A 16631-nucleotide genomic window follows, 5' to 3' on the forward strand; every position below is an offset into this window, starting at 1 on the left:
ATCCGGCCAAACTGGGGGAAATGCGGGGGAAACAATGACTTACAGCCTCATCCCATCGCTTGTGTTCGGCTATCTCCTGGGCTCGATTCCGTTCGGGCTTCTGCTCACCCGCGCGGCCGGCCTTGGCGATGTGCGCCAGATCGGCTCGGGCAACATCGGCGCCACCAATGTTCTGCGCACCGGCAACAAGGGCCTAGCCGCGGCGACGCTGTTGCTCGACGTGCTGAAGGGCACGGCCGCCGTGCTGATTGCTGGCTATTTCGCGCCTGACCTGGCGATCTGGGCCGGTCTCGGCGCCTTTCTCGGTCATCTCTTCCCGGTATGGCTGGGCTTCAAGGGCGGCAAGGGCGTCGCCACCTATCTCGGCGTGCTGATCGGCCTTGCCTGGCAGGTGGCGCTGATCTTCGCCGTCGTCTGGCTGGTGATGGCATTCCTCTTCCGTTATTCCTCGCTTGCGGCGCTGACGGCGGCGGTCATCGTGCCGATCGCCCTCTATGTCCTGAGCACGCCGCAAATTGCCGGATTGTTCGTGGTGATGAGCGTCATCGTTTTCATCAAGCACCGGGAAAACATTTCGCGCCTGCTTGCCGGCACCGAGGGCAAGATCGGAGCCAAGGGATGAGCGAGCCGACCGCCGGGCCGCGCCTCAGCGACCGGCAGCGGCTGAGCTGGCTACGACTGATCCGCACCCAGAATGTCGGCCCTGCCTCCTTTCGCGACCTGATCCACCGCTTCGGGTCAGCCGAAGCGGCGCTTGAAATACTGCCGGAACTGATGATTTCGGGCGGCGCCATCCGCATCGCCCGCATCCCGTCCGTTGCCGAGGCCGAGGCCGAACTGGAAATAGCTGGAAAGGCCGGCGCCCGCTTCGTCGGCATCGGTGAAGCAGACTACCCACCCCTCTTGCGCAACATGGATCATCCGCCGCCCCTGCTGGCGGTAAAGGGCAACGCAGCTGTTTTCCGGCTGCCGGGTGTCGCCATAGTCGGGGCACGCAACGCGTCGCTGGCCGGCATCAAGATGGCGCGCATGCTGGCAGCCGACCTCGGCCGCGACGGCTACGCAATCGTCTCCGGCCTGGCGCGCGGCATCGACACAGCGGCGCATCAGGGCAGTCTTGCGACCGGCACGATCGGCGTGCTGGCCGGCGGCCTCGACCAGCCTTATCCGCCTGAAAATGCAGGCCTGTGCGAAGAGATTGCCGAGCGTGGCGCCATCATTTCGGAGATGCCGTTCGGCTGGCAGCCGCGCGCTCAGGATTTTCCGCGCCGCAACCGCCTTGTCGCGGGTGCGGTCCTTGGGCTGGTGGTGGTCGAGGCAGCGCAACGCTCTGGGTCCCTGATCAGCGCCAGGCTTGCCGGCGAAATGGGCCGACTGGTCTTCGCTGTACCGGGCTCACCGCTCGATCCACGCGCCGCCGGCGCCAATGGCCTGCTCAAGGATGGCGCCACCCTGGTCACCGAGGCATCGGATATTTCCAGGGCAATCGCGCCGCTGACCGGCATGCGAGCGCCCGACGTGCCGCCGTTCGAAGAGCCGCCCGACTTCTTGGCCGCACCACCGCCCGGCGAAAGCGACCGCGCCCGCGTCATCGAGGCGCTCGGCCCGACCCCAGTGCCGGTCGACGAGATCATCCGCCATACCCGCCTGCACCCGGCCCAAGTGTTCATGGTGCTGCTGGAACTCGACCTCGCCGGCCGGCTAGAACGCCATGCCGGCGGCAATGTTTCGCTGGTGTTGGGGGATTCTTCTGTCTGACCGACATCTCCGGTGTGACGCTGTTCGCTTCCCAGCAAGAAGATTCGCCCACGTCATCCGGGGCAGAAAATTCGCACCAGACCGATTTACAACTGACATGTTAGTGAGATATCACTGCCTTCGAACTTCTTTTCGGAGACCCCCGGTGACATCACGTTTTGGCCTTTCGGCCGCCCTCGCCACGCCTTTCGATGCCTCCGGGCAGATCGCCACCGCCCTCATGGTCGCCCAGGCCAAGCGTTGCCTGGCGGAGGGGTGCACCAGTGTTACGCTTTTTGGCACCACCGGCGAAGGCGCATCGGTTGGCACCGGGGAGCGGAGGTCGGTGACCGAAGCCATGCTGGCTGCCGGCATCCTGCCGCATCAGCTTGTTGCCGGCGTGCTGGTCGATGCGGCCGAAGACGCCGCTGAGCAGGCCCGGCATGCCTTGCAGCGCGGCGCCCGCAACATTCTGCTGGCGCCGCCGAGCTACTTCAAGAATGTCGGCGACGATGGTCTTTTCGGCTGGTTTTCCACTGTCTTTGCCGTGCTCGGTCCCCTCGCCCGTGGCGTTCTGCTCTACAACATCCCGTCGGTCACCATGGTGCAGCTCTCGCTTGACCTGATCGGCCGATTGCGTACGGCTTTTCCGGATGTCGTTGCGGGGGTCAAGGATTCCGGCGGGGATTGGGATTACAGCGAGGCGCTGCTCGGCGCCCATGGCGATCTGGTGATCTTGATCGGTGACGAGCGGCATCTGGCACGAGCCGTGCGAATTGGCGCTCAAGGCGCAATCTCCGGCATGGCCAATTTCGTTACCAGCGAAATCCGGGCCATGGCCGAGGACGGGCGCGACGACACACGCGTCGAGCGTTTCGTGCTCGAATTGCTCAAACACCCGGTAACGCCGGCGGTGAAGGTCATGGTGGCGCGCAAAACCGGCGACGACCGCTGGCTGGCGGTCCGTCCGCCGCTGGAGCCGATCGGTTCCCAGGGGCGACAACAGCTGGCTGACGCCTATGATGGGCTGTTTGCCAGGGAATCAGCCTGACCGGCAAAGGGAAACGCGCTGAAATGGAAGACGGCAGCGAGCCGACCACGCTTAGGGAAAAAGCCTATGCCAGCTTCACGCGGCATTTGCTGGCCCGCGATCTGCTGCCGGGCCAGTTCGTATCGCAGCGCGAACTGGTCGCCTTCACCGGTCTGCCGCTCGGCGCCATTCGCGAAATCGTGCCGCGTCTCGAGGCCGAAGGGCTTCTGACGACGATCCCGCAGCGCGGCATGCAGATCGCCCATATCGACATCAGCCTGATCCGCGAGGCTTTTCAGTTCCGCCTGTTCATGGAGCGCGAAGCGGTGGCGCTGTTCACCGCCAGCGCTTCCGATGACGAACTTGCCCGCCTGCGGCGCGAACACGAGGAGATGCTGGCTCAAGCCCTTTCGCAGGCGCCGACGCCGGAAATGGAAGCCAGGGCGCAGAGCATCGACTGGGCGATGCACGACACTTTCATCGATGCGCTGGGCAACGAGATCATCGCCAAGGCCTATCTGGTCAACTCGGTGAAGATCCGGCTGATCCATCAGGAGCGCTTCCGCATCGACGGGCGCGTCGTGCCGGTCATGCGTGAGCACCTTGCGGTCATCGAAGCCATGGAAAGCCGCGACCCGCAGAAGGCGGTCGAGGCGATCAGCCTGCACATCGACAAGGCGCGCCGGCTGGCGCTGCAAATCTGAGGAAGCATGAGCCGCGTCGCGGTCGCGACGCATTCGACAACGACAGCAACCGGGAGGAAGAAATGTCGTCCAATCTGTTCAACCCAACCAGGAGGCAACTCCTCCAGGGAACCGCGGCACTTGCCGCCGCCGGCCTTGTGGGTGTTCGCCCAGGCTTTGCCGCGGCCGTCGACTGGAAGCGCTTTGCCGGCACGACGCTCGACGTCAATCTGGTGAAAAGCCCGCGCAGCGACACCCTGATAAAATATCTCGCCGAGTTCGAGGAGTTGACCGGGATCAAGGTCAATGCCGAGGCAACGCCTGAGCAGCAGCAGCGCCAGAAGACGGTGATCGAATTGAGCTCCGGCAAGCCGAGCTTCGACGTCGTGCATCTGAGCTACCATGTGCAGAAGCGGCAGTTCGAAAAAGGCGGCTGGCTTGCCGACATATCAGGCTATCTCGCCGACCCCACCCTTACCGATCCGGGTCTGGTCGAAAACGATTTCGCCGACGCCGGCATGCTGTTCGCCAAGGACGGTCAGGGCGTGCTGCGCTCGCTGCCCTTCTCGGTCGACTACTGGATCGTTTACTGGAACAAGGAGTTGTTCGAGGCCAAGGGCCTCAAATATCCCGAAACCTTCGAGCAGCTGGTGGCCGCGGCCGAGGCGCTGACCGACCCGTCGACCAATACTTACGGTTTCGTCGCCCGCGGCATCAAGAACGCCAACACGCCGGTGTGGACATCGCTCATGCTCGGCTACGACATGACGCCACTCGACGCTCAGGGCAAGCTGCGCACGACGTCGCCCGAGGCGATCGAGGCCGCCAGCCTCTACCAGCGGCTGATGACCAAATCCGCGCCTCCAGGCGTCACTGGCTTCAACTGGGCCGAAGCGCAGTCCGCCTTCCTGCAAGGCAAGATCGGCATGTGGTTCGATGGCGTCGGCTTTGCCCCGCCGATGGAAAATCCGGAAAAATCGCGGGTGGTCGGCAAGGTCGGCTATGGCGTCATGCCCAAGGGTCCCAAGGCGCACGCGGCTGGCACCTTCGGCGACGGTATCGGCGTGACGGCCACCAGCGAGAAGAAGGAGGCCGCCTATCTGTTCTGCCAGTGGGCAGTGTCGCCGGTCATGGGCGCGCGCCTGCTGCAGGCAGGCGCCGGCGTACCGTTCCGCAAATCGGTGCTCGAAGATCCAAAGGTGCGCGAAGGTGTCACCATGCCGGCAAGCTGGCTCGATGCGGTGGTCGGCTCCGGCAATGTCAGCCGGCTGTCGCTGCCGGTCATCATCCCGGTCACAGAGTTCCGCGACATCTACGGCGTGGCGCTGACCAATTTGATCGCCGGCGCCGATCCCGCCGAGGAGTTGAAGAAGGCTACCGACCAATTCCAGCCGGTCCTCGACAGGAGCGAGCAAGGCTGATGTCCGCCACCACCCCAGAACGCACCGGGGTGACGACGCAAGCCATCGAAGGGAGCCAGACGATCCGGCTGGCTCCCAACTACTGGCCTTTCGTCGTTCCGGCGCTCGTCGTCGTCGGCGCCGTGATCGTCTTTCCCTGGGCTTTCACGCTGTGGATGAGCGTCAACCGCTGGACGCTCGGCCAGTCGCGAAGCTTTGCCGGGATGGAGAATTATCTGCGGCTGGCGTACGACCAACGCTTCTGGGAATCGCTTCTCCATACGTTGAGCTACACCTTCCTTTCGGTTGCCGCGCCGATGTTGCTCGGCACCATCGCCGCCCTGATCTTCGACGCCAGGTTTCCGCTGCGTGGCCTGCTGCGCGGCGTCTTCGTGATGCCTATGATGGCAACGCCCGTCGCCGTGGCGCTGGTCTGGACGATGATGTTCCACCCCCAGCTCGGCGTCCTCAACTATCTTCTGTCGCTGGTCGGCATTCCGGCGCAGGAATGGATCTTCAACGCCAACACGGTCATCCCGTCGCTGGTTGCGGTCGAGACCTGGCAGTGGACGCCGCTGGTGATGCTGATCGTGCTCGGCGGCCTGGCGTCCGTGCCGCGCGAGCCGTTCGAAAGCGCCGAGATCGACGGCGCCAATGCCTGGCAGCAATTCCGCTATCTCACCTTGCCGATGATCGCGCCGTTCCTGATGATCGCGGTGATCATCCGCACCATCGACGCACTGAAGAGTTTCGACATCATCTATGCGATGACCCAGGGCGGGCCGGGCACGGCCTCGGAGACCATCAACATCTATCTCTACAACACCGCCTTCTCCTACTACGACATCGGCTATGGCTCGGCCATGGCCGTGGTGTTCTTCATCGTCATCGTCGCCCTGTCCTTCATCCTCCTGATGTTGCGCCAGCGCTCGCAGTGGATCGGCGTGGAGGGCAAATAGATGAGTTCACGACTGCTCAACCGGATCGGGCTGTTCTTCGCGGCCCTGGTCTTCGTCTCGCCGGCGATCCTGTTCTTCCTCTGGATGATCTCGCTGTCGCTGAAATTCGAGATCGACAACGGCGCCTATCCGCCGATCCTGATCCCCGAACATCTCGCCTGGTCGAACTATGCAAAAGTGTTCGAGGAGAACAATTTCCTGCTCTATCTCTGGAATTCGGTTCTGGTGACCGGCACGGCGACGCTTTTGGCGCTGCTGATCGGCGTGCCGGCCGGCTATGGCATCGCGCGGCTCAAGGCCGAGCGGTCGGCGGTGGTCATCATGATCGCCCGCATGACGCCGGGGCTTTCCTATCTCATCCCGCTGTTCCTGCTGTTCCAATGGGTCGGCATTCTCGGCACGCTGTGGCCGCAGATCATCATCCATCTGGTGGTGACCGTGCCGATCGTCGTCTGGGTGATGATCGGCTATTTCGAGACCACCCCGATGGAACTGGAAGAGGCCGCCAACATCGACGGCGCCAGTTCCTGGCAGGTGTTCCGGCTGGTCGCCTTGCCCATCGCCAAGCCGGGCATAGTGGTCGCCTTTATCCTGTCCGTCATCTTCTCATGGAACAATTTCGTCTTCGGCGTGGTGCTCGCCAGCCGTGAGACGCGCACGCTGCCGGTCGCCGTCTACAACATGCTCTCCTACGAGCAAGTGAGCTGGGGGCCGCTCGCCGCCGCGGCCCTGGTGGTGACACTGCCGGTACTGGTCCTGACCATGTTCGCACAAAGGCAGATCGTCGCCGGACTGACCGCGGGCGCCGTCAAGGGCGGCTGAAGGCACGCTACGACATCGCACTCTTTTTCGAGGAAAACCCAATGGCATCGGTCACAATCAACAACGTGCAAAAGGCTTTCGGAACGGCCAAGATTATCCACGATGTCAGCGTCGATATCGCTGACGGCGAGTTCGTCATCCTGGTCGGCCCGTCGGGCTGCGGGAAGTCGACGCTGCTGCGCATGATTGCCGGACTTGAAACGATCTCGGGCGGCAGGATCGCCATTGGCGATCGCACCGTCAACAATCTGCGGGCGCGCGACCGCAACATCGCCATGGTGTTCCAGAACTACGCGCTCTATCCGCACATGACGGTGGCGGACAATATGGGCTTTGCCCTCAAGATCAAGAAAGCCGATCCGGCCGACACCGCAAGCCGCGTCGGCAGGGCCGCCAGCATCCTGGGCCTCGACAAGCTGCTCGACCGCTATCCGCGCCAGCTCTCCGGCGGCCAGCGCCAGCGCGTCGCCATGGGCCGCGCCATCGTGCGCGACCCGCAAGTCTTCCTGTTCGACGAGCCGCTCAGCAATCTCGACGCCAAATTGCGCGTCCAGATGCGCGGCGAGATCAAGGCGTTGCACCAGCGGCTGGGCACCACCACCATTTACGTCACGCATGATCAGATCGAGGCCATGACCATGGCCGACAAGATCGTCGTGCTGCATGACGGCCTTGTCGAGCAGATCGGTGCGCCGCTCGACCTCTATGACCGTCCGGCCAATCTGTTCGTTGCCGGCTTCATTGGCTCGCCGGCCATGAACTTCATTGCCGGCCGCGTCGAGGAAGGCGTTTTCCGCAGCGCCAGCGGGCTAACCCTACCGTTGCCGGAAGGCATCAACCTGGCAAAAATTCCCGCGGGTGAACTCATCTACGGCATCCGTCCCGAACATATCCGAGCAACGATTTCCCAGGGTATTGCCGGCACGATCGTGCTTCTGGAAGCCACGGGTTCGGAAATCTTCGCCAGGGTCGACTGCGCCGGCGAGGAAATCTCCTGCCTGTTCCGGGAGCGGCTTGCGCTAAAGCAAGGCGCGCAGATGCGCATCGAGATCGACCGCGCCTGTGCTCATCTGTTCGACGCCAAGACCGGTCGGCGATTCTAGCGCAAAGGTCTGATATCCCGGCGCAAAGGTCTCAAGCCACGGTTCGCTCTTGCCACTCGCATCGCTTGGCAGCAATCTCGGATCAAAGAGCCGCTCATCGGGTGGATGTCGGCGTCCCGGGGTTTTGCCATGACACGCGATCAGATGCTCGCCCACCTTCGATCCGCCGACGCGGTCGCGCGCGAGGCGGCGGCACATGGGCATCATCCCTTTGGTTGCGTTCTGGTCGGGCCGGATGACCGCGTGCTGATGCGGCAGGGCAATCTCGACACGGTGCGCCATGCCGAGACGGAGCTCGCCCGGCGCGCCGCGGCTGCCTACGAGCCGGAGTTCCTATGGCAATGCACGCTGGTCTCAACCTTCGAGCCGTGCGCGATGTGCGCCGGCACGATGTATTGGGCCAATATCGGGCGGCTGGTTTACGGGGTAGAGGAGACCGAGCTCCTGGCGCTCACCGGGGATCACGCGGAGAATCCGACGATGAGCCTCTCTTCGCGCACCGTCCTCGGCTCCGGCCAGAAAAAGATCGAGGTCTTTGGCCCCTTCCCCGAAATCGCCGACGAGATGCTCGCACCGCACCGCGATTTCTGGAAGCGCTGACGGCTTCGTCCCGGTTGGTAAGGTCGATCAATGGCAGCAGTGACTGTCGGATCGCGGTGGGAGCCACCGCCGCCGTTCAACAAAATCAAAGACTTGTAGAATCAACGATCCGAAGTCGGACGATCTTGTCATGCGTTGCCCGTGGCGAGATCCTTGAGAAGGGCGTGCAGACCGTGAAAACTCGCACAGTCGCTGCTTTTCTCAAAGGCTCAAAGATCCTAAGTGGCTGATATTTAACGCTAAAACAATGGTGAGCGCGATGGGATTCGAACCCATGACCTACTGATTAAAAGTCAGTTGCTCTACCGGCTGAGCTACGCGCTCCCGCGGGCGAAAGGCGGCCCTCGAAATTGCGCGGAACATAGGGAGAGTGCCTCGACCGGTCAACCGGAAAAAGAGGTCTCGCAAACACGGGCGGCTTCGCCCTGTCGCGGCACTTGTCCCACGCGCTGTCGGGGGAGAACGGCCAAGGAACGCTGCCATTTATGCCTGACGGTGGCATCCAGTCTGGGGAACAATTGTATGCGCCGCTCGTTTTTCGGGCACAGGGACGTCCGCCAAACCATCGAGGAGAAGACCAATGAACAGAATCACAACGAGCCTGCTGGCGACCGCTCTCTCCGCCACATTCGTTGCGGCGGAGGCGGTGTCGGTTAATGCCCAACCGAACTATGTGCCGCAGTCCCAGGTCGCGGTGCCGGATGTACAGACAGTCCAGTACCGGGAGTGGCGCAAGGACCGCTACAATCGCAATTTTTCGCGTGACCGCAGTTTTTCGCGTGACCGCAATTTTTCCCGCAATCGCGGCGCGTATTGGAACGGCCATCGGGGCTATCGTGAATATCGCCCCGGCTACCGTCGTCACGGCGATTATTGGTTCCCGCTTGCGGCCTTCGCTACCGGCGCGCTGATTACCGGGGCAATCATCAACAACGAAAACAACCGCGTCTACGGGGGCAACGCCCACGTCCAGTGGTGCTACGACCGCTATCGCAGCTACCGTGCTTCGGACAACACGTTCCAGCCGAATTACGGCCCTCGCAAGGAGTGCCGCTCGCCTTACTGATCCGAAGTGTGAGTACCGAGTAAAAATGGCCTGCGCCGGCAACAGCGCGGGCCATTTTTCGACGTGCCCAGGCGCGAGAGTGCTGGTCAGTTCGCCCAGCTGATACTTTTGAAAATCAAATAGAGCGCTCCACCCTCACCACGCGGTGAGCGATACGCACCGAGAGCATGGCAAATTCGAACCATTGTTCCCGTCAATTCCCAACCCAGCGCTTCCAGGTCATTGCCGGCGTTGGGCACATAGGCCTGGGCCAACTCATCTATGCTGTTCTTCTCGCCGAAGGAGCGAACCAGCTTGGCGTCGCTGAGAAGCTCGCTGGGCAAATTCGAATTTGCCCAAGCCCACAGCCAATTGCTGGCCTTGGCGCTCGTGGAGCCTGCAATCTGGATCTCAGTGACGATCTTGACGCCTCCTTCATCCGAGAACAGAAGCTTTCCGGCCGTGAGGTCATAGTCATAGCGTGACCAACTGCCGAGGCGAAAATCTCTATGCAAGCGGTCATTCTTGGCATGCAGTTGCTCAACGGCCGTCGCGCCAAGCAGGATACCAGTCTGGCTTCATTCTCCCCCTCACCCTGATGGCTGCTCACTACACGCTCAGCGTCCGGCGCACAGCATCGCGCCAACCAGCAAGTTTGGCTGCGCGCGCGGAGCCATCCATGGCCGGCTGGAACCTCCGCTCCAGCGCCCAGCTCTTCGCGAATTTCTTGGCATCCGGCCACACGCCTGCCTTCGACCCGGCGAGCCACGCGGCACCCAGCGCCGTCGTCTCCAGGATGGTCGGACGGTCGACCGGCGCGTCGAGGATGTCGGCCAGCCTCTGCATGGTCCAGTCCGACGCAACCATGCCGCCGTCGACCCGCAGCACGGTCTTGGCCGAAGCTCCCTTCCAGTCCTTACGCATGGCGTCGAGCAGGTCGCGCGTCTGGTAGGCGACGGATTCGAGTGCGGCGCGGGCGAATTCCGCCGGCCCGGAATTGCGCGTCAGCCCGAAAATGGCGCCGCGTGCCTCGGCGTCCCAATGCGGCGCGCCGAGCCCGACGAAGGCCGGCACAAGGTAGACGTTTTGCGTTGGATCAGCCTCGGCAGCCAGCTTGCCGCTTTGCTCGGCCTTGCCGATCACCTTGATGCCGTCGCGCAGCCATTGGACCGCGGCGCCGGCAATGAAGATCGAGCCCTCCAGCGCATAAGTGGTCTTGCCGTTCAGCCTGTAGGCAATAGTGGTCAAGAGCCGGTTCTTCGAACGCACAAGGTCGCTGCCGGTGTTGAGCAGCGCAAAGCAGCCCGTGCCGTAGGTGGATTTCATCATGCCCGGCTCGAAACAGGCCTGGCCGATGGTCGCCGCATGCTGGTCGCCGGCAACACCGAGGATTCTTATCTCGGCGCCGAAGAGATTTTTCTCCGTGATTCCATAGTCATCGGCGCAGTCCTTTACCTCGGGTAGCATTTTCGCCGGGATGTTCAGTATCGACAGCAGTTCGTTGTCCCAGGCATTTTTCTCGATATTGTAGACCAGCGTGCGCGACGCGTTGGTGGCATCCGTGGCGTGGACCTTGCCGCCGGTCAGCCGCCAGATCAGAAAGCTGTCGATGGTGCCGGCGAGCAACTCGCCCTTCTCGGCACGACGCCGCGCCCCTTTTACCTTGTCCAGCATCCAGGCGATCTTGGTACCGGAAAAATACGGATCAAGCAGCAGGCCGGTTTTTTTGGTGAATTTTTTCTCCAGTCCCTGCTTCTTCAGTTTCTGGCACAGCGGCGTGGTGCGCCGGTCCTGCCAGACAATGGCATTGTGGATCGGCTTGCCGGTCGCCTTGTCCCAGATGACGACGGTTTCGCGCTGATTGGTGATGCCGAGCGCGGCCACCTCGGAAGCAGCCCGGCCGGCATTCTTCAGCGCCGCCTTCACGGTCGTCACCACGCTCGCCCAGATGTCTTCGGGATCGTGCTCGACCCAGCCGGAGGCCGGATAGTGCTGGGTGAATTCCTTCTGCCCGCTGCCGGCAACCTTCATATCGCCGTCGAACAGGATCGCCCGGGTCGAAGTCGTGCCCTGGTCGATGGCAAGGATGTATCCGGTCATTCTGCTTCCCCGCTTAATGCATGTCGCCCAAAAATGACCTCGGTTTTGGGAGAACGACATGCACAAAAACAAAGACCTAAAGCGCGTTGCATGAATCCGTCTCAACGCGACGCGCTTTAGTCTTTTACACAAACAGGGGAGACGGCAAGATGCCGCCTCCCCCTATTCTCATGATGCTGGCGCGAGCGCCGAAACCAAGGCTACTTCTGCCAGCTCTTCACCAGTTCGTCGTAGTTGATGGTGATCGGCTTTTCCTTCTCGTTCTCGATCTTCAACTGAGGAGCGAGATTGCCCTTCTTGACCGCGTCGGCGTTCCAGTAGGCGAGGTCATGCTCTTCGGCCATCTTCGGGCCGATATCGCCCTGAACGCCCGACTTCTCGATGCGGCTCATGACCTTTTCCTGTTCGCCGCAGAGCGAGTCCATCGCTTCCTGCGCGGTCTTGGCGCCCGACGACGCATCACCGATCGCCTGCCACCAGAGCTGTGCCAGCTTCGGATAGTCAGGTACGTTGGTGCCGGTCGGCGACCACTGGACACGGGCCGGCGAACGGTAGAACTCGATCAGGCCGCCGAGCTTCGGAGCCCGCTCGGTGAAGCTCTTGTCGTGGATCGTGCTCTCGCGGATGAAGGTCAAGCCGACATGGCTCTTCTTCACGTCGACTGTCTTCGAGGTGACGAACTGCGCGTAGAGCCAGGCGGCCTTGGCGCGGTCGGTCGGGGTCGACTTCATCAGCGTCCAGGAGCCGACGTCCTGATAGCCGAGCTTCATGCCGTCCTTCCAGTAGACGCCATGCGGCGACGGCGCCATGCGCCACTTGGGCGTACCGTCGTCGTTCAGCACCGCCTTGGCGCCGGCATCGACCATCGAAGCGGTGAAGGCGGTGTACCAGAAGATCTGCTGGGCAACCGCGCCCTGCGCCGGAACCGGGCCGGATTCGGAGAAGGTCATGCCCTGGGCTTCCGCCGGAGCGTAGGCCTTCAGCCAGTCGAGGTATTTCTGGATCGAGTAGACGGCGGCCGGGCCATTGGTGTCGCCGCCGCGCGCCGTGCAGGAGCCGACCGGACGCGAATTCTCGTCGACCTTGATGCCCCACTCATCGACAGGCAGACCGTTCGGCAGGCCCTTGTCGCCATTGCCGGCCATCGACAGCCAGGCGTCGGTGAACCGCCAGCCGAGCGACGGGTCCTTCTTGCCGTAGTCCATGTGGCCATAGACCTTCTTGCCGTCGATCTCGCGGCCGGTGAAGAACTCGGCGATGTCCTCATAGGCAGACCAGTTGACGGGAACGCCAAGGTCGTAGCCGTACTTGGCCTTGAAGTCCGCCTTGTTCTTCTCGTCGTTGAACCAGTCGTAACGGAACCAGTAGAGGTTCGCGAACTGCTGGTCGGGAAGCTGGTAGAGCTTCTTGTCCGGAGCGGTCGTGAACGAGGTGCCGATAAAATCCTTCAGGTCGAGGTTCGGGTTGGTGACATCCTTGCCCTCGCCCGCCATCCAGTCGGTCAGGTTGCGCACCTGCTGGTAGCGCCAGTGGGTGCCGATCAGGTCGGAATCGTTGACCCAGCCGTCATAAAGGTTCTGGCCCGTCTGCATCTGGGTCTGGATCTTCTCGACGACGTCGCCTTCCTGGATGACGTCATGCGTGATCTTGATGCCGGTGATGGCGGTAAAGGCCGGCGCCAGCACCTGTGATTCATACTGGTGCGTGGCGATGGTTTCCGAAACGACCTTGATGTCCATGCCGGCGAAAGGCTTTGCGGCATCGATGAACCACTGCATTTCGGCTTCCTGGCCAGCGCGGTCGAGCGTCGAGAGCGGGCCGATTTCCTTGTCCAGGAAAGCCTTTGCCTCGTCCATCCCGGCATAGGCATTGCCCACGCCCAGCAACAGGACAAGGGCCGTCGTTGATGTTAAAAATTGCCTTCGCATGTGTTTCCTCCACAGTTTTAAGGTTCAAGTGCGATCTGGAGCGGCCGCCGGCACGCGGTCGCTCCAACAGTTTCCCCCTCTATACGTAGCGGAACACGCCAATGGCGTAGACCACGGAGAGAGCGAGAGCCCACCACAGGTTGGATCCGACAAGACCCAACCAAGCGAGATGGATAAAGGCGCTGCCAAGCAGCGACAGGAAAAGACGGTCGCCGCGCGTTGTCTCGAAGCGCAGCACGCCGACGCGCGGATTGCCGCCCGGCGAGGCGTATTCCCACGCCGCCATGCCGCAAAGCAGCAGAAGGATGGTCCCGAAAAAGGCCGCCGTCGGCCACGTCCACGCCATCCAGGTGAGGTCGAAATTCATCGTCAAACCCTCCCCAGGGCGAAGCCCTTGGCGATATAATTGCGCACAAACCAAATGACGAGCGCGCCGGGGATCAACGTCAGCACGCCGGCGGCGGCGAGCAGGCCCCAGTCCATGCCAGCGGCCGAAACCGTGCGGGTCATGGTGGCGGCGATCGGCTTGGCGTCGGTGGTGGTCAGCGTACGGGCGATAAGCAGTTCCACCCACGAGAACATGAAGCAGAAGAAGCAGGCCACGCCGATGCCGCTGGCGATCAGGGGCATGAAGATCCTGACGAAGAAGCGCGGGAACGAATAGCCGTCGATATAGGCGGTTTCGTCGATTTCCTTCGGCACACCCGACATGAAGCCTTCGAGGATCCACACCGCCAGCGGCACGTTGAACAGGCAATGGGCAAGCGCGACGGCGATGTGGGTGTCGATCAGGCCGAAGGCCGAATAGAGCTGGAAGAACGGCAGCGCGAACACCGCCGGCGGCGCCATGCGGTTGGTCAGCAGCCAGAAGAACAGGTGCTTGTCGCCGAGGAAGCGGTAGCGCGAGAAGGCGTAGGCTGCCGGCAGCGCGGCAGCCACCGAAATCACCATATTCATCACCACATAGGTGATCGAGTTGATGTAGCCCGAGTACCAGGAGGCGTCGGTGAAGATGGTGACGTAGTTGGCGAGCGTCGGCTGGTGCGGATAGAGCGTCAGCGAGGAGACGATCTCGGCATTGGTCTTGAAGCTCATGTTGATGAGCCAGTAGATCGGCAGCAAAAGCACGACGATGTAGATTGTCGGCACGATCCACCACCAGCGCGATTCCTCGCCGCGTTTGCGCATCAGCCGGGCGACCTGATCCTGCGACAGTGTGCTCGCCAGTTTGCCCGCTGCTGTGGTCTCGCTCACTCTATCGGCTCTTTCGTTGGCGCCGGTCATCTCAGCGCTCCGCGTCGTAGTTGGTCATCACGGTGTAGAAGACCCATGACAGCAGAAGGACGATGAGGAAGTAGACAAGCGACATGGCTGCGGCCGGACCGAGGTCGAACTGGCCGAGCGCGGTCTTGACGAGGTCGATCGACAGGAATGTCGTCGAGTTGCCGGGACCGCCTCCCGTCACCACGAAGGGTTCGGTATAGATCATGAAGCTGTCCATGAAGCGAAGCAGCACGGCGATCAGCAGCACCCTGTTCATCTTCGGCAGCTGGATGTAGCGGAACACCGCCCAGCGCGAGGCGCCATCGATCTTGGCCGCCTGATAGAAGGCATCCGGAATGGAGACCAGGCCGGCATAGCAGAGCAGCACGACGAGGCTGGTCCAGTGCCAGACATCCATGATGATGACGGTGACCCAGGCATCGAACGGATCCTGCACGTAGTTGTAGTCGATGCCGAGCGCGTTGACGTAGTAGCCGAGCAGGCCGATGTCGTTGCGGCCGAAGACCTGCCAGATGGTGCCGACGACGTTCCACGGAATCAGCAGCGGCAGCGCCATCAGGACCAGGCAGACCGGCACGCCCCACCCCTTTTTCGGCATGTTGAGCGCAATGAAGATGCCGAGCGGCACTTCGATGGCCAGGATGATGAAGGAGAAGATCAGGTTGCGTACCATCGCTTCCCAGAAACGGCTGGAAGACAGCAGTTCCTCGAACCACTCAGTGCCGGCCCAGAAGAAGACGTTGTTGCCGAACGTGTCCTGCACCGAATAGTTGACCACGGTCATCAGCGGGATGACCGCCGAGAACGCCACCAGCACGAGCACCGGCAGCACCAGGAACCAGGCCTTGTTGTTCCAGGTCTTTTCCATCTATGCCCCCATCTCGACGCGCCAGGAATCGGCATAGATGTTGATGCCGGCCGGCTCGAACCGCACCTTCGGATCGGCCGGCACGGTCTCGTCCTCGCCGATGACGGCCGCAATCTCGCGGCCTTCTAGCTTGGCGCGGACCACCTTGTGGCGGCCGAGATCCTCGACCTTGCTGACCTGCACGGCCATGCCGTCGCGGCCAAGCCGGACATATTCGGGACGGATGCCGAGTTCGATGGCGCCGCTGCCCGCTTTTGGCGCGCCCGGCAGTTCGATGCGCTGCGAGCCGAGCGTCGCCGTCTTGCCGTCGATGGCCACCGGCATGACGTTCATGCCGGGCGAGCCGATGAAATAACCGACAAAGGTATGGCGTGGCCGTTCGAACAGTTCGGCTGGCGTGCCGATCTGGACGATGCCGCCGTCATACATGACCACAACCTGGTCGGCGAAGGTCAGCGCCTCGGTTTGGTCGTGGGTCACATAGACCATGGTATAGCCGAAGCGGCGGTGCAGCTGCTTCAGCTGCGAGCGCAGCACCCATTTCATATGCGGGTCGATGACGGTCAGCGGCTCGTCGAACAGGATGGCGTTGACGTCGGAGCGCACCAGCCCGCGGCCGAGCGAGATCTTCTGCTTCTGGTCGGCGGTCAGCCCCCTCGCCTTCTTCTTCGCCCAGGACGCCAGGTCGATCATCTCCAGCGTCTCGCGCACCTTGCGGTCGACATCGGCTTCCGGCACGCCGCGATTGCGCAGCGGGAAGGCCAGATTGTCGTAGACGGTCATGGTGTCGTAGATGACCGGGAACTGGAACACCTGCGCGATATTGCGCTCCTGCGTCGACAAATTGGTCACGTCCTTGCCGTTGAACAGCAACTGACCGTGCGACGGGTGCAGCAATCCCGAAATGATGTTGAGCAGCGTGGTCTTGCCGCAGCCCGATGGCCCGAGCAGCGCATAGGCGCCGCCGTCCTCGAAGGTGTGGTGCACTTCCCTGAGCGCGAAATCGGCATCCTTCCGAGGGTTCGGCAGATAGGAATGCCTGACATGGTTGACGTCTATGCGTGCCATATCT

At 62.3% G+C, this 16631-nt stretch carries 17 protein-coding genes and 1 tRNA gene; 10 read left to right on the plus strand and 8 right to left on the minus strand.

Translation table 11 applies throughout. The features are described 5' to 3' along the window. The first annotated feature begins 34 nt into the window (after positions 1-34). The 9 genes from plsY to A9K65_RS22415 all read left to right on the plus strand — a co-directional run bounded on the left by plsY (position 35) and on the right by A9K65_RS22415 (position 8334). Positions 35-622, plus strand: coding sequence for a glycerol-3-phosphate 1-O-acyltransferase PlsY (gene plsY, locus A9K65_RS22375; protein WP_013531796.1), 588 nt, complete (start codon positions 35-37; stop codon positions 620-622). Beyond that, a complete protein-coding gene (dprA, locus tag A9K65_RS22380; protein WP_064995848.1) occupies positions 619-1758 on the plus strand; it encodes a DNA-processing protein DprA in 1140 nt (379 codons plus the stop codon). Before plsY ends, dprA begins: the two co-directional genes overlap by 4 nt. A 145-nt stretch (positions 1759-1903) precedes the next feature. Continuing rightward, positions 1904-2788 carry a dihydrodipicolinate synthase family protein gene (locus A9K65_RS22385; protein ID WP_064995847.1) on the plus strand — a complete coding sequence of 295 codons (885 nt, stop codon included), beginning with the start codon at positions 1904-1906 and terminating at the stop codon, positions 2786-2788. 23 nt (positions 2789-2811) lie between these two features. Next, positions 2812-3471, plus strand: a complete 660-nt coding sequence (locus A9K65_RS22390) for a GntR family transcriptional regulator (protein ID WP_064995846.1) — start codon at positions 2812-2814, stop codon at positions 3469-3471. A 62-nt stretch (positions 3472-3533) separates the two neighbouring features. Next, positions 3534-4871 carry a sugar ABC transporter substrate-binding protein gene (locus A9K65_RS22395; RefSeq protein ID WP_064995845.1) on the plus strand — a complete coding sequence of 446 codons (1338 nt, stop codon included), beginning with the start codon at positions 3534-3536 and terminating at the stop codon, positions 4869-4871. Further along, positions 4871-5809, plus strand: a complete 939-nt coding sequence (locus A9K65_RS22400) for a sugar ABC transporter permease (RefSeq protein WP_013531801.1) — start codon at positions 4871-4873, stop codon at positions 5807-5809. The genes A9K65_RS22395 and A9K65_RS22400 overlap by 1 nt, the downstream gene beginning before the upstream one ends. Next, positions 5810-6631, plus strand: coding sequence for a carbohydrate ABC transporter permease (locus A9K65_RS22405; RefSeq protein ID WP_013531802.1), 822 nt, complete (start codon positions 5810-5812; stop codon positions 6629-6631). 41 nt (positions 6632-6672) lie between these two features. Continuing rightward, on the plus strand, positions 6673-7734 hold the full coding sequence (ugpC, locus tag A9K65_RS22410) for a sn-glycerol-3-phosphate ABC transporter ATP-binding protein UgpC (RefSeq protein ID WP_064995844.1): 1062 nt from the start codon (positions 6673-6675) through the stop codon (positions 7732-7734). Between the two features lie 129 nt (positions 7735-7863). Then, positions 7864-8334 (plus strand): nucleoside deaminase, encoded by a 471-nt coding sequence (locus tag A9K65_RS22415; protein ID WP_064995888.1) that lies wholly within the window; start codon positions 7864-7866, stop codon positions 8332-8334. A 248-nt stretch (positions 8335-8582) separates the two neighbouring features. On the opposite strand, the gene A9K65_RS22420 is transcribed toward A9K65_RS22415, so the two are convergent. Continuing rightward, positions 8583-8658: transfer RNA gene (locus tag A9K65_RS22420), tRNA-Lys, on the minus strand. Positions 8659-8914: 256 nt separating this feature from the next. On the opposite strand from A9K65_RS22420, the gene A9K65_RS22425 reads away from it, so the two are divergent. Beyond that, the gene (locus A9K65_RS22425; RefSeq protein ID WP_064995843.1) at positions 8915-9400 is read left to right on the plus strand and encodes a BA14K family protein; all 486 of its coding nucleotides are present in this window, start codon (positions 8915-8917) and stop codon (positions 9398-9400) included. Positions 9401-9486: 86 nt separating this feature from the next. Here A9K65_RS22425 and A9K65_RS22430 read toward each other — a convergent pair whose 3' ends face one another. The 7 genes from A9K65_RS22430 to A9K65_RS22465 form a co-directional block, all read right to left on the minus strand. Next, positions 9487-9894 carry a DUF6882 domain-containing protein gene (locus tag A9K65_RS22430; protein WP_224672845.1) on the minus strand — a complete coding sequence of 136 codons (408 nt, stop codon included), beginning with the start codon at positions 9892-9894 and terminating at the stop codon, positions 9487-9489. A gap of 94 nt (positions 9895-9988) precedes the next feature. Then, complete coding sequence (gene glpK, locus A9K65_RS22435; RefSeq protein WP_013531806.1) at positions 9989-11479, minus strand: glycerol kinase GlpK; 1491 nt, start codon at positions 11477-11479, stop codon at positions 9989-9991. A gap of 200 nt (positions 11480-11679) precedes the next feature. Continuing rightward, complete coding sequence (locus tag A9K65_RS22445) at positions 11680-13407, minus strand: ABC transporter substrate-binding protein (protein ID WP_013531807.1); 1728 nt, start codon at positions 13405-13407, stop codon at positions 11680-11682. 79 nt (positions 13408-13486) lie between these two features. Then, positions 13487-13780 carry a DUF2160 domain-containing protein gene (locus A9K65_RS22450; RefSeq protein ID WP_024503495.1) on the minus strand — a complete coding sequence of 98 codons (294 nt, stop codon included), beginning with the start codon at positions 13778-13780 and terminating at the stop codon, positions 13487-13489. Further along, positions 13777-14691 carry a carbohydrate ABC transporter permease gene (locus tag A9K65_RS22455; RefSeq protein ID WP_013531809.1) on the minus strand — a complete coding sequence of 305 codons (915 nt, stop codon included), beginning with the start codon at positions 14689-14691 and terminating at the stop codon, positions 13777-13779. Before A9K65_RS22455 ends, A9K65_RS22450 begins: the two co-directional genes overlap by 4 nt. A gap of 1 nt (position 14692) precedes the next feature. Further along, a complete protein-coding gene (locus A9K65_RS22460; RefSeq protein WP_013531810.1) occupies positions 14693-15559 on the minus strand; it encodes a sugar ABC transporter permease in 867 nt (288 codons plus the stop codon). Then, the gene (locus A9K65_RS22465) at positions 15560-16627 is read right to left on the minus strand and encodes an ABC transporter ATP-binding protein (protein WP_013531811.1); all 1068 of its coding nucleotides are present in this window, start codon (positions 16625-16627) and stop codon (positions 15560-15562) included. Positions 16628-16631: the final 4 nt, after the last annotated feature.

The organism is Mesorhizobium sp. WSM1497 (assembly GCF_001672455.2).
Lineage (GTDB): Bacteria > Pseudomonadota > Alphaproteobacteria > Rhizobiales > Rhizobiaceae > Mesorhizobium > Mesorhizobium ciceri.

What these genes read in the sequence shown, in the direction of transcription:
- ugpC (WP_064995844.1), top strand. Translation starts at nt 6,673, where the DNA reads ATGGCATCGGTCACAATCAACAACGTGCAAAAGGCTTTCGGAACGGCC.
- A9K65_RS22445 (WP_013531807.1), bottom strand. Translation starts at nt 13,407, where the DNA reads ATGCGAAGGCAATTTTTAACATCAACGACGGCCCTTGTCCTGTTGCTG.
- dprA (WP_064995848.1), top strand. Translation starts at nt 619, where the DNA reads ATGAGCGAGCCGACCGCCGGGCCGCGCCTCAGCGACCGGCAGCGGCTG.
- A9K65_RS22465 (WP_013531811.1), bottom strand. Translation starts at nt 16,627, where the DNA reads ATGGCACGCATAGACGTCAACCATGTCAGGCATTCCTATCTGCCGAAC.
- plsY (WP_013531796.1), top strand. Translation starts at nt 35, where the DNA reads ATGACTTACAGCCTCATCCCATCGCTTGTGTTCGGCTATCTCCTGGGC.
- A9K65_RS22425 (WP_064995843.1), top strand. Translation starts at nt 8,915, where the DNA reads ATGAACAGAATCACAACGAGCCTGCTGGCGACCGCTCTCTCCGCCACA.
- A9K65_RS22405 (WP_013531802.1), top strand. Translation starts at nt 5,810, where the DNA reads ATGAGTTCACGACTGCTCAACCGGATCGGGCTGTTCTTCGCGGCCCTG.
- A9K65_RS22400 (WP_013531801.1), top strand. Translation starts at nt 4,871, where the DNA reads ATGTCCGCCACCACCCCAGAACGCACCGGGGTGACGACGCAAGCCATC.
- glpK (WP_013531806.1), bottom strand. Translation starts at nt 11,479, where the DNA reads ATGACCGGATACATCCTTGCCATCGACCAGGGCACGACTTCGACCCGG.
- A9K65_RS22415 (WP_064995888.1), top strand. Translation starts at nt 7,864, where the DNA reads ATGACACGCGATCAGATGCTCGCCCACCTTCGATCCGCCGACGCGGTC.
- A9K65_RS22390 (WP_064995846.1), top strand. Translation starts at nt 2,812, where the DNA reads ATGGAAGACGGCAGCGAGCCGACCACGCTTAGGGAAAAAGCCTATGCC.
- A9K65_RS22395 (WP_064995845.1), top strand. Translation starts at nt 3,534, where the DNA reads ATGTCGTCCAATCTGTTCAACCCAACCAGGAGGCAACTCCTCCAGGGA.
- A9K65_RS22455 (WP_013531809.1), bottom strand. Translation starts at nt 14,691, where the DNA reads ATGACCGGCGCCAACGAAAGAGCCGATAGAGTGAGCGAGACCACAGCA.
- A9K65_RS22460 (WP_013531810.1), bottom strand. Translation starts at nt 15,559, where the DNA reads ATGGAAAAGACCTGGAACAACAAGGCCTGGTTCCTGGTGCTGCCGGTG.